General features: G+C 60.5%; 15 protein-coding genes. 5 read left to right on the top strand and 10 right to left on the bottom strand.

Going from position 1 to position 16267, the window contains the following annotated elements:
• Positions 1–90: 90 nt before the first annotated feature.
• A complete protein-coding gene (locus AD666_RS05345; RefSeq protein ID WP_053148318.1) occupies positions 91–603 on the top strand; it encodes a dihydrofolate reductase in 513 nt (170 codons plus the stop codon).
• A 106-nt stretch (positions 604–709) separates the two neighbouring features.
• Here AD666_RS05345 and AD666_RS05340 read toward each other — a convergent pair whose 3' ends face one another.
• Entirely contained in the window at positions 710–2101 is a 1392-nt protein-coding gene (locus tag AD666_RS05340; RefSeq protein ID WP_053148316.1) for an L-cystine transporter, read from the bottom strand.
• A 244-nt stretch (positions 2102–2345) separates the two neighbouring features.
• Between AD666_RS05340 and AD666_RS05335 the strand changes: the two genes are divergently transcribed.
• Positions 2346–3401 (top strand): phosphorylcholine phosphatase, encoded by a 1056-nt coding sequence (locus AD666_RS05335; protein WP_053148313.1) that lies wholly within the window; start codon positions 2346–2348, stop codon positions 3399–3401.
• A 98-nt stretch (positions 3402–3499) separates the two neighbouring features.
• Here the strand turns inward: AD666_RS05335 and ilvD are convergent, their stop codons facing one another.
• The 5 genes from ilvD to AD666_RS05310 form a co-directional block, all read right to left on the bottom strand.
• Complete coding sequence (ilvD, locus tag AD666_RS05330) at positions 3500–5341, bottom strand: dihydroxy-acid dehydratase (protein ID WP_053148311.1); 1842 nt, start codon at positions 5339–5341, stop codon at positions 3500–3502.
• 264 nt (positions 5342–5605) lie between these two features.
• Positions 5606–6811 carry an MFS transporter gene (locus tag AD666_RS05325; RefSeq protein ID WP_053148309.1) on the bottom strand — a complete coding sequence of 402 codons (1206 nt, stop codon included), beginning with the start codon at positions 6809–6811 and terminating at the stop codon, positions 5606–5608.
• The gene (locus AD666_RS05320) at positions 6804–7757 is read right to left on the bottom strand and encodes a diiron oxygenase (RefSeq protein ID WP_053148307.1); all 954 of its coding nucleotides are present in this window, start codon (positions 7755–7757) and stop codon (positions 6804–6806) included. Before AD666_RS05320 ends, AD666_RS05325 begins: the two co-directional genes overlap by 8 nt.
• On the bottom strand, positions 7754–8836 hold the full coding sequence (locus AD666_RS05315) for a SagB family peptide dehydrogenase (protein ID WP_053148305.1): 1083 nt from the start codon (positions 8834–8836) through the stop codon (positions 7754–7756). The genes AD666_RS05320 and AD666_RS05315 overlap by 4 nt, the downstream gene beginning before the upstream one ends.
• Positions 8837–9266: 430 nt before the next feature.
• Positions 9267–10463: a class I SAM-dependent rRNA methyltransferase gene (locus AD666_RS05310; RefSeq protein WP_053148303.1), complete on the bottom strand. Its 1197-nt coding sequence runs from the start codon at positions 10461–10463 to the stop codon at positions 9267–9269.
• A 273-nt stretch (positions 10464–10736) separates the two neighbouring features.
• On the opposite strand from AD666_RS05310, the gene AD666_RS05305 reads away from it, so the two are divergent.
• From AD666_RS05305 to AD666_RS05295, 3 genes are read left to right on the top strand one after another with little or no spacing between them, the layout of a single operon-like run.
• Positions 10737–11606, top strand: coding sequence for an HDOD domain-containing protein (locus tag AD666_RS05305; RefSeq protein ID WP_053148301.1), 870 nt, complete (start codon positions 10737–10739; stop codon positions 11604–11606).
• Between the two features lie 39 nt (positions 11607–11645).
• Positions 11646–12458 carry a bifunctional DNA-formamidopyrimidine glycosylase/DNA-(apurinic or apyrimidinic site) lyase gene (gene mutM / locus AD666_RS05300; protein WP_053148299.1) on the top strand — a complete coding sequence of 271 codons (813 nt, stop codon included), beginning with the start codon at positions 11646–11648 and terminating at the stop codon, positions 12456–12458.
• Positions 12459–12512: 54 nt separating this feature from the next.
• On the top strand, positions 12513–12833 hold the full coding sequence (locus tag AD666_RS05295; protein WP_053148297.1) for a hypothetical protein: 321 nt from the start codon (positions 12513–12515) through the stop codon (positions 12831–12833).
• Between the two features lie 159 nt (positions 12834–12992).
• Here AD666_RS05295 and AD666_RS05290 read toward each other — a convergent pair whose 3' ends face one another.
• The 4 genes from AD666_RS05290 to AD666_RS05275 form a co-directional block, all read right to left on the bottom strand.
• The gene (locus tag AD666_RS05290; RefSeq protein WP_009683359.1) at positions 12993–13244 is read right to left on the bottom strand and encodes a YfhL family 4Fe-4S dicluster ferredoxin; all 252 of its coding nucleotides are present in this window, start codon (positions 13242–13244) and stop codon (positions 12993–12995) included.
• 145 nt (positions 13245–13389) lie between these two features.
• Positions 13390–13869, bottom strand: coding sequence for a pantetheine-phosphate adenylyltransferase (gene coaD, locus AD666_RS05285; RefSeq protein WP_053148295.1), 480 nt, complete (start codon positions 13867–13869; stop codon positions 13390–13392).
• Positions 13870–13984: 115 nt separating this feature from the next.
• Positions 13985–15580 (bottom strand): GMC family oxidoreductase, encoded by a 1596-nt coding sequence (locus tag AD666_RS05280; protein ID WP_053148293.1) that lies wholly within the window; start codon positions 15578–15580, stop codon positions 13985–13987.
• 149 nt (positions 15581–15729) lie between these two features.
• Positions 15730–16263 carry a hypothetical protein gene (locus AD666_RS05275; protein ID WP_053148291.1) on the bottom strand — a complete coding sequence of 178 codons (534 nt, stop codon included), beginning with the start codon at positions 16261–16263 and terminating at the stop codon, positions 15730–15732.
• Positions 16264–16267: the final 4 nt, after the last annotated feature.

Genomic DNA, 16267 nt, shown 5'->3' with positions numbered 1-16267 from the left:
AGTCACGGGCGCTTCCGTCGCAAATGAACGTTGAGGATAACCGCTGCGGCGCCTGTCGGGGTACGTCGGGGCTCTGGTATCCTCGCCGTCATGAAAAAATCTCTCCCTCTCAGCCTGATCGCAGCCCTCGGTGAAAACCGCGTGATCGGCATCGACAACAGCATGCCCTGGCACCTGCCCGGGGATTTCAAATACTTCAAGGCCACCACCTTGGGCAAGCCCATCATCATGGGGCGCAAGACCTGGGACTCCCTGGGCCGACCGCTGCCTGGGCGCCTGAACATCGTGGTCAGCCGCCAGCCTGGTCTGCAGCTGGAGGGGGCGGAAGTCTTCTCCACCCTGGAAGCTGCCGTGGCGCGGGCCGAGTCCTGGGCGTTGGAGCAGGACGTTGATGAGTTGATGCTGATTGGCGGTGCCCAACTCTACACCCAGGCGCTGGAACAGGCCGATCGGCTGTACCTGACCCGTGTGGCGCTGAGTCCGGATGGGGATGCGTGGTTCCCGGAGTTCGATCAGAGCCAGTGGAAACTGGTCTCGAACCAGCCGAATCCGGCGGAAGGGGATAAGCCGGCCTACAGCTTTGAGGTGTGGGAGAAGCGTTAAACCATGTGGGAGCAAAGCTTGCTCGCGATTCAGGTCGATGCGGTGCTTCAGTCGAACCGCGCCATCGTTCTTCGCGAGCAAGCTTTGCTCCCACAGTGATTAGCTATCAGGCATGCACCAACTCAGCATGCTCCTCGGCATCCAGGACAGCCTTGTCAGTCTGCTGCATCACTTGGCTGGTAATGGCGCCGGCGGTGATCGAGCCGCTGACGTTCAACGCCGTGCGGCCCATGTCGATCAACGGTTCGACGGAAATCAGCAACGCCACCAGCGAGACCGGCAAGCCCATGGCCGGCAGCACGATCAGCGCCGCGAACGTCGCGCCGCCACCGACACCCGCCACCCCGGCCGAACTCAAGGTCACTATTGCCACCAGCGTCGCGATCCACAGCGGATCCAGTGGGTTGATACCCACCGTCGGCGCGACCATCACCGCCAGCATGGCCGGATAGAGACCGGCGCAACCGTTCTGGCCGATGGTGGCGCCGAACGAAGCGGAGAAGCTGGCGATGGCGCGCGGGATACCGAGGCGGCTGGTTTGGGCCTCGATGCTCAGCGGGATGGTCGCGGCGCTGGAGCGGCTGGTGAAGGCAAAGGTCAGCACCGGCCAGATCTTGCGGAAGAAACGCAGCGGGTTGATCCCGGCGGCGGAGACCAGCAGGCCGTGGACCAAGAACATCAGGCCCAGCCCCAGGTACGACACCACGACAAAGCTGCCGAGCTTGATGATGTCCTGCAGGTTGGAGCCGGCCACCACCTTGGTCATCAATGCCAGCACGCCGTAGGGGGTCAGCTTCATCACCAGGCGCACCAAGCGTGTTACCCAGCTTTGCAGGGTGTCGATGGCATCGATCACTTTCTGACCTTTCTGCGCGTCATCCTTGAGCAACTGCAACGCGGCGACGCCCAGGAAGGCTGCAAAAATCACCACGCTGATGATCGAGGTCGGCTTGGCCCGGGCCAGGTCGGCAAACGGGTTCTGCGGGACGAACGAGAGCAGCAACTGCGGGATGTTCAGGTCGGCGACCTTGCCGGCATAGTCGCTCTGGATGACTTGCAGGCGCGCCAGCTCCTGGGTCCCAGCCACCAGGCCTTCGGCGGTGAGACCGAACAGGTTGGTCAAGCCGATGCCGATCAGGGCGGCGATGGCCGTGGTGAACAGCAGCGTGCCGATGGTCAGGAAACTGATCTTGCCCAGGGACGAGGCGTTATGCAGGCGGGCCACGGCGCTGAGGATCGAGGCGAAGACCAGCGGGATCACGATCATCTGCAGCAATTGCACATAACCATTGCCCACCAGGTCGAACCAGCCGATGGACGCCTTGAGCACCGGGTTGCCGGCGCCGTAAATCGTGTGCAGGGCGGTGCCGAAGACCACGCCCAGGATCAGTGCCAGCAGCACTTTTTTTGCCAGACTCCAAGTGCCATGGCGCGTTTGCGCCAGACCGAACAGCAAGGCGAGGAACACCAGCAGATTGAGGATCAGCGGCAGATTCATCAAGTAGAACTCCGATAAGACTGTGCCGGTCGCCTGAAGCCGCGACCGCGAACCGGGGAGCCTAACAGGCTGATTACTAAAGAATTAAGACTAAAAAAGCATGTTTAATGTCGTTTATGGAATAAGAGCTTGGCGTTCATAGCTATGTCGCTGGCGTAATCAAGACGCAAGCGGTCGCGGGCAGGCGGGGTTTGTCACAGGCATTTGTTAGCGTCGTGTTCTCTGAACCCTGGGAGAAATGCCGATGAAGCTCGTACCTCGTTTTCTCGCTGTCGCCGTGGGTCTTGGCCTTGCCAGCCAAGTGCTTGCCACTGAACTCAAGCATTGGCCGGCGGAGCAGGCCAAGGCGCTGGAGGCGATGATCGCAGCCAACGCCAATAAGGGTCATTACGCGGTGTTCGACATGGACAACACCAGCTACCGCTATGACCTTGAAGAGTCATTGCTGCCGTTCATGGAAAACAAGGGCCTCATCAGCCGTGAAACCCTGGACCCGTCCCTGAAGCTGATGCCGTTCAAGGACACGGCCGACCACAAGGAAAGTCTGTTCAGCTATTACTACCGCTTGTGCGAAGTGGACGACATGGTCTGCTACCCGTGGGTCGCCCAGGTGTTTTCCGGCTTCACCCTCAAGGAACTCAAGGGCTACGTCGACGAGCTGATGGCCTCCGGCAAACCGGTGCCGACCACGTATTACGATGGCGACAAGGTGGTCAATTACAACGTCAACCCACCCAAAGTCTTCACCGGCCAGGTCGAGCTCTACAACAAGCTGATGGAAAATGGCATCGAGGTCTATGTCATGACCGCGGCGTCGGAAGAGCTGGTGCGCATGGTCGCTTCCGATCCCAAATATGGCTACAACCTCAAGCCGCAGAACGTCATCGGCGTGACCACGCTGCTCAAGGACCGCAAGACCGGCGAGCTGACCACCGCCCGTAAGCAGATCACCGCCGGCAAGTATGACGAGAAAGCCAACCTCGGTCTGGAATACACCCCTTATCTGTGGACCCCGGCGACCTGGATGGCCGGCAAGCACGCGGCAATCCTGACCTACATCGACGAATGGAAGAAACCGGTACTGGTGGCCGGTGATACGCCCAGCAGCGACGGCTACATGCTGTTCCACGATGTTGATGTGGCCAAGGGTGGGATCCATTTGTGGGTCAACCGCAAGGACAAGTACATGGCCCAGATCAACGGCATGATGGCCAAGCACGCTGCTGCCCAGGCCAAGGAAGGATTACCGGTCACGGCGGACAAGAACTGGGTGATCGTGAAACCGGAGGATATTCAGTAATCCCAGCTCCAGATCCGCTCCTACAGTGAATCGTCCCGGCATATCTGATAACAAAATGCCCCGCACTTGGCGGGGCACTTTTGTTTCGCTATGAACGTTTACAGCCCGTCCAGCATCGCCTTGTTGCGTACCGCACCCTTGTCGGCGCTGGTGGCGAGCAGGGCATAGGCCTTGAGCGCAGTGGTCACCTTGCGCGGGCGTACTTCCGCGGGCTTCCAGCCTTTCTTGTCCTGTTCCGCACGGCGTTCGGCCAGTTCCTCGTCGCTGATCAACAGGTTGATCGAGCGGTTCGGAATGTCGATCAGGATCTTGTCACCGTCGCGCACCAGGCCGATGGCGCCACCTGCGGCGGCTTCCGGCGAAGCGTGGCCGATGGACAGGCCCGAGGTGCCGCCGGAGAAACGGCCGTCGGTCAGCAGGGCGCAGGCTTTGCCCAGCCCCTTGGATTTCAGGTAGGACGTTGGGTAGAGCATTTCCTGCATGCCCGGGCCGCCTTTCGGACCTTCGTAGCGAATGATCACGATATCGCCGGCCTTGACTTCATCGGCGAGGATGCCGCGTACGGCGCTGTCCTGGCTTTCGAAGATCTTGGCGTTGCCTTCGAACACGTGGATCGACTCGTCGACGCCAGCGGTTTTCACCACGCAGCCATCCAGAGCGATGTTGCCGTACAGCACGGCCAGGCCACCTTCTTTGGAGTACGCGTGCTCGACGCTGCGGATGCAGCCGTTTTCACGGTCGTCGTCCAGGGTTTCCCAGCGAGTCGACTGGCTGAATGCCGTTTGCGTCGGAATGCCCGCCGGGCCGGCCTTGAAGAAGTGGTGAACGGCTTCGTCGTTGGTCTGGGTGATGTCCCATTTGGCGATGGCATCGGCCATGGTTTTGCTGTGCACCGTCGGCAGGTCGGTGTGCAACAGGCCGCCACGGGCCAAGGAGCCGAGGATGCTGATGATGCCGCCGGCTCGGTGCACGTCTTCCATGTGGTACTTCTGGATGTTCGGCGCGACCTTGCACAGTTGCGGCACGTTGCGGGACAGGCGATCGATGTCACGCAGGTCGAAATCGACCTCGGCTTCCTGGGCCGCCGCCAGCAAATGCAGGATGGTGTTGGTGGAGCCCCCCATGGCGATGTCCAGGGTCATGGCGTTTTCGAATGCTTTGAAGCTGGCGATGTTGCGCGGCAGTACCGACTCGTCGTTCTCACCGTAGTAACGCTTGCATAGCTCGACGATGGTACGGCCGGCCTCCAGGAACAGCTGTTCGCGATCGCTGTGGGTGGCGAGGGTCGAACCGTTGCCCGGCAGGGCCAGGCCCAGGGCTTCGGTCAGGCAGTTCATGGAGTTGGCGGTGAACATGCCGGAGCACGAACCGCAAGTCGGGCAAGCGCTGCGCTCGTACTCGGCGACTTTCTCGTCGGAGGCGCTGGAGTCGGCGGCGATCACCATGGCGTCTACCAGGTCCAGGCCATGGCTGGCCAACTTGGTCTTGCCGGCTTCCATCGGGCCGCCGGAAACGAAGATCACCGGGATATTCAGGCGCAGGGCGGCCATGAGCATGCCGGGGGTGATCTTGTCGCAGTTGGAGATGCACACGATGGCGTCGGCGCAGTGGGCGTTGACCATGTATTCGACGGAGTCGGCGATGATCTCGCGGCTCGGCAGCGAATAGAGCATGCCGTCATGGCCCATGGCGATGCCGTCGTCCACCGCGATGGTGTTGAATTCCTTGGCGACGCCACCGGCGCGTTCGATTTCGCGGGCGACCAGTTGGCCCAGGTCCTTGAGGTGAACGTGGCCGGGTACGAACTGGGTAAAGGAGTTGGCAACGGCGATGATCGGCTTCTTGAAGTCGTCATCCTTCATCCCCGTGGCGCGCCACAAAGCGCGGGCGCCGGCCATATTGCGGCCATGGGTGGATGTTTTCGAGCGGTATTCGGGCATGGAACACTCCGGGCGGCTAATCAGGTACAAATCAGGTATCAATGGGAAGTGAGCTTCTGTTGATGTCTGGAGCACTCGAGAGTGGCTGTGTGTCCAGAAGCGACCGATGACTTTGCAGGATCACTGCGCGCCTCAGCATGAGCTCATAAACCCGCCGGGGATGAATGGCGATGAATACCCTGATTCTACACCGCTGGCGTCAGGATGAAATGACGCAAATCGCTGAACGGCTGCCAATGCCGCGAGGAACGACAAGGGGGGCGTTCAACCGGGCAACAGAACTTTGTGGCGATGCCGGACCAGGCCATTGAGCGCCAGCCCCAGGAGGCTGAGCAATATCAGGCAAAGGGCCAACGTGGTTTGAAGGTCCAGCGGGGTGAGGCTGATCGTGGCGCTGGTCATCCCGCCGACGATGAAAATCAGTACGCTGCCGGCCGATGCCGACGTACCGGCCTGCTCGGGAAACAGGTTCATGGCCCGGGTGTGGGCGGCGGCGCGGGCAATGGTGGTTCCGGCGGTGCAAACAATCATGGGCAGCAGCAAGGTGGCGATGGACAGGCCCAACTGACTGGCGAGTCCGAACATCAGTATCCCCGCCGTCAGGATCAGACCCAGGCCGGAGACGATTTGTGTCTGCGAGTCGATCCGGTTGCTCAACACGGTTGCCATTGCCCCACCGCCAATATAGGCCAGGCCGTAGCCCAGCAGGGTCAGCGAAAATGCCTCGGGCGAAAGCTTCAACTGATCGATGAAAACCAGTGGCGAGATGACGATGAAGGAAAAGTGACAGGAAAAAGCCAGCGCAGAGGTCAGCCAATAGGCCATGAAGCTGAAGTCACTGCAGACCTTTCGATACGCCTCGATGAAGTTCAGGTGTTCCACAGGCGGGGCCGTCGCAGAGGACGGAAGTAAAAGACAGGCCCCTGTAAATGCCCCGATTGCCAGGGCGATGAATACCAGGAAGCTGCCCTGCCAGCCCATCCAGCTTTGCAGTCCGGTGCCGGCCAAGGGAGAAACCGAAATGAATATACCGCCGCAGGTCACCAGGAATATTCGCAGTCGTTGCTGTTCCCTTCCGTCAAAGAGGTCCTGGATCAAGGCTTGGGAAAGGACAAAACAGCCGCACCCCAGTGCCTGGACGACTCGGAAAAACAGAAAGAACCCGTAGCTATCGGCTATGACGCACCCGATCGCCCCCATCGCCGCGACCGTGATGCCAACCAGCAACAGGGCTTTGCGGCCCAGGGCGTCGGAGAGAGGGCCCACCAGCAGTTGCGAGAGGGCGATGCCCACCGCGAACAGACTGACGGACAGGGCGATGTCGGACGATGAGTGCCCGAAGTGCTCGGATAGCGCAGGGAACGAGGGCAGTACCACATCGATCGGGAACACGCCGAGCAAGGTCAGCGTGAGCAGTAAACCGACGGCGGCTGGCTTATGGGGGTGGGGTGTACGCCTGGTATCAGCCATTGATGAACCCCGCTTGGGTGAAAACCATCCGGTAGTGGTCGTTATCGAAGAAGCGTGCGTTGCTCATGGCGGTAAACGTCGATACCGCGCCGGAACGAACACGCTGGGCATGAGCACCTGGCTGCAGAAGAGCGGAAATGATCTGTCGTGAGGATTGTTCCTCGAAGCCGGCGCTGGCGAGGCTGCGCAACAGCCAGGGCTCGTCCGGCTCGAAATAGAGCCCGATGATACGCAGCAGCATCCCGGCGGCGAGGTCGCGTTGCGTGGCGTCCAGGGCTGACCACAGGTACTGGAACACCTGACTGAAGTAGCGGCTGTGGCGCGCCTCGTCTTCGAGGTGGTTCCTGAGCATCCGGTACACCGTGCAAACCAGGGTATGGCGGGTAACGGCGAGCAGCTCCCTGGCAATGATCGTTTCGGAAACGAACCCCAGCAGGAACCAGGCCAGGGGACGGTCCGTAGGGGAAGTGTCTTCGATCATGGCCAATAGCCGATTGATGCGCCTGGGCGGTTGGCGATCCTCGATACCGTAGAGGGCTGCGATCTGCTCGGCCATCTCATTGGAAAAAAGTGCGTGGTAGCCCTCGTCGGTATAAAGCTGCAGGGCCGCGGTTTTCATCTGTCGTGGGACAGGCACGGCCAGTTCACCATGCACGATGGTCTCGACCGAGCGATTGACAACCCGGTGTTCGAGCAACGTCGTGTAGTCGAGGAAGTACACCAGGTGGTTAGCCGCCAGACGCTGGGCGACGGCGCGGCCTGCGTGGTGGACAAATGGATGTTCGACATAGGGAATGAAGGCTGGCGGAAACCAGTCCCGGGTTGAAAGTTGCTGCTCCAGGTCGTCGGGCAGACGGTAGTGATCCCGACGGGTGCGCACCGCAGCCTTGTTGTCCCAATCGCCCAAGGTGTAGCGCGGCAACTGCATGAAGGTGGCGCCGGTCATGACGCAGCATCCTGGCGTTCGATCAGGGCCATCAGCTCTTTGCAGTGCACCTGTCCGTCGCCATGGCCGCAGCCGACAAAAAACAGGGGTTGTTCGCAGGAGTCCTCGAGCCCCAGCAGCCGCTCGACCTCTTGGTCGCTCAGTGCCCCGGTCAGCCAGGTGTCGAGACCGAGGGCAGTAGCGACCATCAGGAACGTCTGGGAAACATGGCCCGTTTCGACGAAAGCCATGCGGTAGGCGCGGGAGTGCTCGTATTTCCACCAGAGCTTGTCGAAGCGCGAGGTGATGAACAACCCGAACGGCAAGGGGTTGATGAAGTGCTGGCCGCAAAGCATTCGACCCAAGGGCGCATCCGGCAGGGGGCCGATCAGGCTCAAGGCGTGTTCGTCAGGATGATAGGCATAGAGGCCCGGTGTCAGCCCGGTCACGTTGCGGACGTAAAGGTAACCCTCGCAGGCATTCAGGCCGCCCCCTGATGGGCTGCTGCGTCTGGCGCCCAATGATTCCGGACAGGCACCCTCACGGGCGCCCTGGCGTTCGTTCAGGTAACCCAGGGTCAGGTACAGCAGTGTGCTGACTTGCTCGATGGATACTGGCTGTTCGTGGAATGAACGCGACGTTTGTCGGTCGATCAGGGCTCGCGCCAGCGAAGCGTGCTGCAAGTCGGTCAGTAGAGGGGGCGACAGGGCCACTCGGGCGGCGGAATCATGTTTGATCCTGGCGGGAGGCCTGGGCGAAGACAGCACTTCGTCGCAATGTTGCAGATACAGGTTCGCCCATTCATTTACATCTTGAGGAATGTTTGCGTACGGAATGTTTTTCGTGCCGAGATGAAAGATTCTGGAGAGTTCATCCCACTTCCAATGAGCGGGCACTCTTTCTTTTTCAATAATGATATCGGCCTTCAGAAGGTCCATGTCGATGGCGTTGTGAATATCGAATTTAGTGGGGGCTTGTATGAGTTCTGCAAGCCGTGTCGAGTAATCAAGTTCCAGTTCGAATTGAGTATGTTGTTCATAGTTCCAGACGACCTGATGGGGGGGGCGGGCAAGGATGAACAGGCAAGGGTTTATATGCATGGGGACTGATTCCGCTTATACGAAGGGCCAGGACAGGGCCAGGGCGCCGGCGTTCCCCGGCCCTGCTTCTACCCGCTTACGTACTTATTTGGCGACGGCTTTTGGAACAACCAGGCCGGCCAGGTTTGCGATTTTGTCAGCTTCCAGATTGATTGCTTTCATGATACAGCTCCTTTGTTTTTGATAAGTGTTGTGTTTCAGTGGAATCACTTTCGAAGTGACGCTTGAATAATTGATTTTTAATGAATGATTGGCAAGCGGATATTGAGTAGGAAAGCTCCAGTAATAATGTGGGAGAGTTCGTACAGAATTTATGGGTGTCGTTATTAACGACGGCATAAAATGATTTTTCAGACAAAAAAATCGCAGCCTGGGCTGCGATTGGAATGTGCGCGAGCGCGGAGCCGAAGCGTCGGCCCCGTCGTGAAACTCAACTGTTGGGCAACAGCCGGCAGATGATGCTCTTGATGTAGCGGGTTTCGGCAATGGCAGGGTGTACCGGGTGGTCTGGTCCCTGGCCGCCGCGTTCAAGCAGCTGGATGTTGCGGTCCAAATGGCGGGCACTGGTCAGCAGGATGTTCTGCAGATCATCCTCAGGCAGGTGCATCGAGCACGAAGCGCTGACCAGGATGCCGTCCTTGGTGAGCAGGCGCATGGCTTGTTCGTTGAGGCGGCGATAGGCGCCTTCGCCGTTCTTGAGGTCTTTCTTGCGCTTGATGAAGGCCGGAGGGTCGGCGACGATCACGTCGAAACGTTCTTCACTGGCCTTGAGCTCCTTCAGGGCTTCGAACACGTCGCCTTCGATGCAGGTCAGCTTCTCGGCGAAGCCATTAAGTGCCGCGTTGCGCTCGACACCGTCGAGGGCGAAGCCCGAAGCGTCGACGCAGAACACTTCACTGGCGCCGAATGCCGCGGCTTGCACGCCCCACCCGCCAATGTAGCTGAACAGGTCCAGCACGCGTTTGCCCTTGGCATAGGGCGCCAGGCGTGCGCGATTCATGCGGTGATCGTAGAACCAGCCGGTTTTCTGGCCTTCCATGACCGGCGCTTCGAATTTCACGCCGTTCTCTTCCAGGGCTACCCATTCAGGCACCAGGCCGAAGACCGTTTCGACGTAGCGTTCCAGGCCCTCGGCGTCACGGGCGGCGGAATCGTTCTTGAACAGGATGCCGCTGGGCTTGAGCACCTGGGTAAGAGCGGCGATGACGTCGTCTTTGTGAGCTTCCATGGTGGCAGATGCGATCTGTACCACGAGGATGTCGCCGAAGCGGTCGACTACCAGGCCCGGCAACAGATCCGAATCGCCGTAGACCAGACGATAGAACGGTTTGTCGAACAACCGCTCACGCAGGGACAGCGCCACGTTGAGGCGGTGTACCAGCAGGGATTTGTCCAGTGGCAACTTCGCATCGCGCGACAGCAGGCGTGCGCAGATGAGGTTGTTCGGGCTCATTGCGACAACACCCAACGGTTTGCCACCGGCGGCCTCGAGGATCGCCTGGTCGCCGGCCTTGAAACCGTGCAGCGGCGTGGCGGCTACGTCGATTTCGTTACTGTAGACCCACAGATGACCGGCGCGCAGGCGGCGGTCGGCATTGGCTTTGAGGCGCAGGCTGGGCAAGGACATGAGGTCGCTCCGGAAAAAAGAGCGGGAGTATACCGCGTCGCGGTGACAGGCGGGCTCGGTGGGCGATGAAACGCGGGGGACGTCCTCCTCCTGACAAGCCTTGCTCCCACAGGGGGGCGTGTCAGGGCTCCGGGCAAAATTTCCTCAAGCCGGGCAGGTGAGCGGCCGAACTAGGGGAGTGCCTGAGTGAAAGTTTTCCCGATCCGCCCCGGCGGCGTGTCGGACCCGTCCTTAAGGGTTAGAATCCCCGCCTGTCCCAGAGTATGTGCAGCCATGTCCAAAGAGCTTTCCGCCGAACAGATCCAACAAGCCCTGCAAGGCATCAGCGTTCCGCCCCAGCCGCAGATCATGGTGGATCTGCAGATGGAGCAGTACATGCCCGACCCGGACCTGGAGACCATCGCCAAGCTGATTTCCCATGACCCCGGTCTTTCCGGGGCCTTGTTGAAAATCGTCAACTCGCCGTATTACGGTTTGCGTAACAAGATCACCTCGATCCAGCGCGCTGTGAATCTGTTGGGCAGTCGCTCGATCATCAACCTGATCAACGCGCAATCGATCAAGGGCGAGTTGCACGACGACACCATTGTCACCCTGAACCGTTTCTGGGATACGGCCCAGGATGTGGCAATGACCTGCCTGACCCTGGCCAAGCGGGTCGGCCTGGAGAATGGCGACGAAGCCTATGCCCTGGGGTTGTTCCATGATTGCGGCGTGCCCTTGATGCTCAAGCAGTTCCCCAATTACATGAGCGTGCTGGAGGAGGCATATGCCAGTGCCAGTGCCGACTGCCGGGTAGTGGACACCGAGAACCGTTTGTTCAATACCAACCATGCGGTGGTCGGTTACTACACCTCCAAGTCATGGCGTTTGCCGGACCACGTCAGCCAGGCCATCGCCAACCACCATAACGCCCTGGCGATTTTCAGCGACGAGTCTTCACGCAACAACAGTCAACTGAAGAACTTGCTGGCGATCCTGAAGATGTCCGAACACATCTGTGCGTCATACCGGGTGCTGGGCAACCAGGCCGAGGACCACGAATGGGCGTGTGTCGGCGAGCTGGTGCTCGATTACATCGGCTTGTCGGAATATGACTTCCAGACTCAGAAACAGGAAATCCGCGACCTTGCCACTCGCTGAAACCCGATAGCACCGAACATCGCTCATTTAGAGAACGCCATGCCAGAACTGCCGGAAGTCGAAACCACCCGTCGCGGGATTGCGCCACACCTTGAAGGACAGCGGGTTAGCCGCGTGATTGTGCGTGACCGTCGCCTGCGCTGGCCGATTCCGGAAGACCTCGATGTGCGGCTATCGGGCCAGCGGATCGTGCAAGTGGAGCGGCGCGCCAAGTACCTGCTGATCAATGCCCAGGTGGGCACATTGATCAGCCACCTGGGCATGTCCGGCAATCTGCGTTTGGTGGAGGTGGGTATGCCGGCTGGCAAGCACGAGCATGTGGACATCGAGCTGGAGTCCGGCCTGGCCTTGCGCTACACCGATCCTCGACGTTTCGGGGCGATGCTTTGGAGCCTTGATCCGCTCAACCACGAACTGCTGATCCGCCTCGGGCCGGAGCCGCTGACCGATCTGTTCGACGGCGAACGCCTGTTCCAGCTTTCCCGTGGACGTTCCATGGCGGTCAAGCCGTTCATCATGGATAACGCGGTGGTGGTAGGCGTGGGCAACATTTATGCAACCGAAGCGCTGTTCGCCGCCGGGATCGATCCGCGCCGGGAGGCCGGGGGTATTTCCCGGGTCCGGTATCTGAAACTGGCCATCGAGATCAAGCGCATCCTTGCCCATGCCATCGAACGCGGCGGCACCACGTTGCGGGACTTTATCGGGGGCGATGGCCAGCCCGGGTATTTCCAGCAGGAACTGTTCGTGTATGGCCGGGGCGGTGAGCTGTGCAAGGTTTGTGGAACGGGGCTGCGGGAAATTCGGCTGGGCCAGCGTGCGAGTGTCTGGTGTCCCCGCTGTCAGAGGTGATTCCTCCTACGGTCTATAGTCAGTAGTCATACTGTCTAGCCGAAGGACCGACCCATGAATCTGCTTCGCCCCGTCGTTCTTGCGCTGCTGCTGAGTGTCGGTTTGCCTGCGCTGGCGAACACCGGCAGCGGTGATCCGCGCTACACCATCCAGAATCCGCCGGCCTACGCCATGATCGGCGATCTGCTGATCGCCCGCCCGCTCCTGCTCGCCGCCACCGTGATCGGGGCCGGTGCATTCGTGGTGTCGTTGCCCTTTACCGCGCTGGGTGGTGGGGTTGGCGATGCGGGGAAGGCATTGGTTGTGGACCCGGCCAAGGCCACGTTCGTGCGGTGTCTGGGGTGTATTGGAGAGGGGTTTGAGCGGCAGGAGTGAAGGCCCTTGGCTTCGTGGTATGGCTGATGGCCTCATCGCGAGCAGGCTCGCTCCCACAGGAGAGCTGCTCAGGACACAATTTTTGCAGACACTGCAGATCCCTGTGGGAGCAAGCCTGCTCGCGATAGGGCCAATACAGGCGCTACAGAACCTTCTGGCTCAAGCCTTGCCCGTAATCCTGCGGTACTTGGCCATCAACTGCTCTTCGGTTTCCGGATGGGCTTCGTCCAGTGGGATGCAATCCACCGGGCAGACCTGTTGGCACTGGGGTTCGTCGTAATGGCCGACGCACTGGGTGCACAGATTCGGATCGATAACGTAGATCTCTTCGCCTTGGGAAATCGCTTCGTTCGGGCACTCGGGTTCGCAGACGTCGCAGTTGATGCAATCGTCGGTGATGATCAGGGACATGCAAGCTCCTGCCGGGGCGTTGGGCCCGGGCATCTGAAAACGGATGTGCTCAATTGTGCCGCATTGGCGGGCTCAGTGCACGCGGGCGCGATAGACTGCACCATGGGGCAAGGACGCGGCTGCGAAGCGAGTCGCAGCCAGCGGGCTACTTCTTGAAGCGCTGGGTCAGCGCATCGGCCACGACCGGGTGGACGAATTTGCTGATATCGCCGCCCAGGGCTGCAATTTCCCGCACCAGAGTCGACGAAATGAACGAGTAGCGCTCCGACGGCGTCAGGAAAAGACTTTCCACGTCAGGCGCCAACTGACGGTTCATGTTGGCCAGCTGGAATTCGTATTCGAAATCCGAGACGGCACGTAGCCCACGCAGGAACACGTTGGCGTTCTTTTCCTTGGCGAATTGCGCCAGCAGGGTCGAGAAGCCGACCACTTCCACGTTGGGCAGGTGCCTGGTGACCTCGCGGGCCAGTTCCACGCGTTGTTCCAGGGGGAACAGCGGGTTTTTCTTCGGGCTGGCGGCGACGGCAATGATCACATGATCGAACAGGCGCGAGGCGCGTTCGACCAGATCGCCATGGCCCTTGGTAATAGGGTCGAAGGTACCTGGGTACAACACTCGGTTCATCGCGTCGTCCTGGCGGGAGTCCGTTGGGGAGTCGGATGGTATCGCAGCCTACTCGGTCGGCCAAGTCGGCTGTGGGATAAGAAAGCACTATAGACGGTACGAATCATCCGGGTATTCATGAGTTTTTTAGCCGTTCGGCCAGCGAATTCGCCAGTTGTGCCGTCAGGCCATACACCGATAACTGCGGATTGGCGCCAATGCTGGTGGGGAACAGCGAACCGTCGTGGATCGACAGGTTACTCAGTTGATGATGACGGCCAAGACTGTCGGTCACGGCCATTCTGGGATCTTCCCCCATGGCACAACCGCCCATGACATGCGCGCTGCTCAGGCGGGTGCGGAACAAGGAAAGGTCCAATTCATCGATCAGCGTCCGGGCTTCGGCCAGGGTTTTTACGTAACGCGCATCGCTGTGCACCGGCATGACCGCCCGGGCGCCTGCGGCGAACTGGATTTCGGCCATGCTGTGGAACGCCCGTCGCACACCGTCCCATGCGTAGGGCGATACCGGATAATCGAGCACCGGCGTGCCGTCGCTGCGCAATTCAACGCTGCCGCCACGGCTGTCCGGATGAAAACCGTCACGCAGCAAGGCCAGCATGGCGTGGGTGTGAGGCAGTTGCGCCATATACCCGGCATTCTCCTGGCCGAAGCCGCCCAGCAACGTGGCGGCAAGAGCGGGATGCAAGGGAGGGACCTCAAGCTTGTAGGACATTTTTCCGGTGGTCCCGTCCTGCCATTGGAAATGATCCGAATAGACCGACTGCGGCGCCCCGTAGAACGGATTGATGACGTCGTCGAACTGCCCGACCGAGATGTTCACCAGATGCAGGAAGGTACGCTTGCCCAAGCGCTGGTGTGGGTCTGGTGCATCGGAGCGCAACAGCAAGGCCGGGCTGTTGATGCCACCGCCGGCCAGTACGTAGTGCCGCGCCTTGACGGTAATGCGCCGCCCGGTCGGCGCCACGCAGCGTTCGTCCATTGCCACGCATTGCAGATCGACAACCGCATCATTGCGTAGGGTCAGGCGTTCAGCCCGCGCCAGGTAAAGCAACGCGCCCCCCTTGTCCAGCGTGGCCGGAATGGTCGTCACCAGCATGGACTGCTTGGCATTGGTGGGGCAGCCCATGCCGCAATAACCCAGGTTCCAGCAGCCCCGCACGTTGCGCGGGATGACGTGCCAATCGTAGCCCAGCCGTTCACAGCCTTTGCGGATCACGTCATTGTTGGCATTGGGCGGAATCAACCATGGCGCCACGCCCAGGCGCTGCTCCATGCGCTCGAACCAGGGGGCCATTTCGGCGGGACTGTGCCCCTTGACGTTGTGTGCCGAGGCCCAGTGATCCAAGGTCTGGTCCGGTGTGCGAAAGCTGGACGTCCAGTTGATCAAGGTCGTGCCGCCCACCGCCCGCCCTTGAAGAATGGTGATGGCCCCATCCTTGCTCATGCGCCCGAGGCCTTCCTGGTACAAGCTCGTGTAGGCTCGATCCTCGAGCAACTTGAAGTCGCTGCTGGTCTTGAGCGGGCCTTCCTCGATCAGCAGGACCTTGTAGCCGGCGGCACTGAGGATTTCCGCCGTGGTGCCGCCGCCCGCGCCGCTGCCGATGATCGCCACATCCGCTTCCAGGACCAGGTCCTGGGTCAACTGCGCGCCGTTGTAGGTGGTCCAGCCGCGGGCCATGCCTTCGCGGAACGGGTCGGGTACGGGCATTTCAGATTCTCTTGTCGTTTAGGGATTTTCGCCGACTCCCTTTGCGGAAGCGGGCTTGCTCGCGAATGCGGCGGATCAGCAATATTGAGATTGACTGACACACTGCTTTCGCGAGCAAGCCCGCTCCTACAGGGTGTTTGCCTGAATTTTCAAACGGTAGGCGGTCCCGGATAGCCGCAGTGGGCCCAGGCCTCGGGCGTGCTGTACCAGGCCATCATCACCATTTGCAGCAAGGAGGCGTGGCCCTGGCGCAGCAGGTCCAGGGAGCTGTTTTCCCACCGATCGAGAAACTGGCGGATGTCATCGGCGCTGGCGTTTTCCCACGCGCCCCAGACGCCGGTGAGTGGCCCTCGGGTGATGCCCAGCGTGAGCACGTCGAACAGTTGGTGGACGAGTTTGAGCATGGCCGGGGAAAGATGAGCCAGGCCGGTGTCCAGGCTTTGCAGGGTGGCAGTCGTAGCGGCGGGCAGTTGCTCAACGGCCACCGCTCCGTCCAGCATCACAGGGATAACGGCACGCAGAAATGGCAGATCGCTGCCGCGCACGGCCGTCAGGCCCTGGCCCGGTTGGCTTGGCGAGCAACCGGCGAGACCAACGGCACTCAGGAAAAGGCTGGCGCCGACGCTGAATTTCAGCAGGCCGCGCCGTGACAGGGCGGGTGTATCGGTCAGGCTTGGGTTCATTATT

Origin of the sequence: Pseudomonas sp. Pf153 (assembly GCF_001269775.1) — a bacterium.
GTDB classification, from domain to species: Bacteria; Pseudomonadota; Gammaproteobacteria; order Pseudomonadales; family Pseudomonadaceae; genus Aquipseudomonas; species Aquipseudomonas uvaldensis.
Note: the sequence above shows the minus strand (reverse complement) of the source record. Positions and strands in the feature narration are given on the sequence as shown.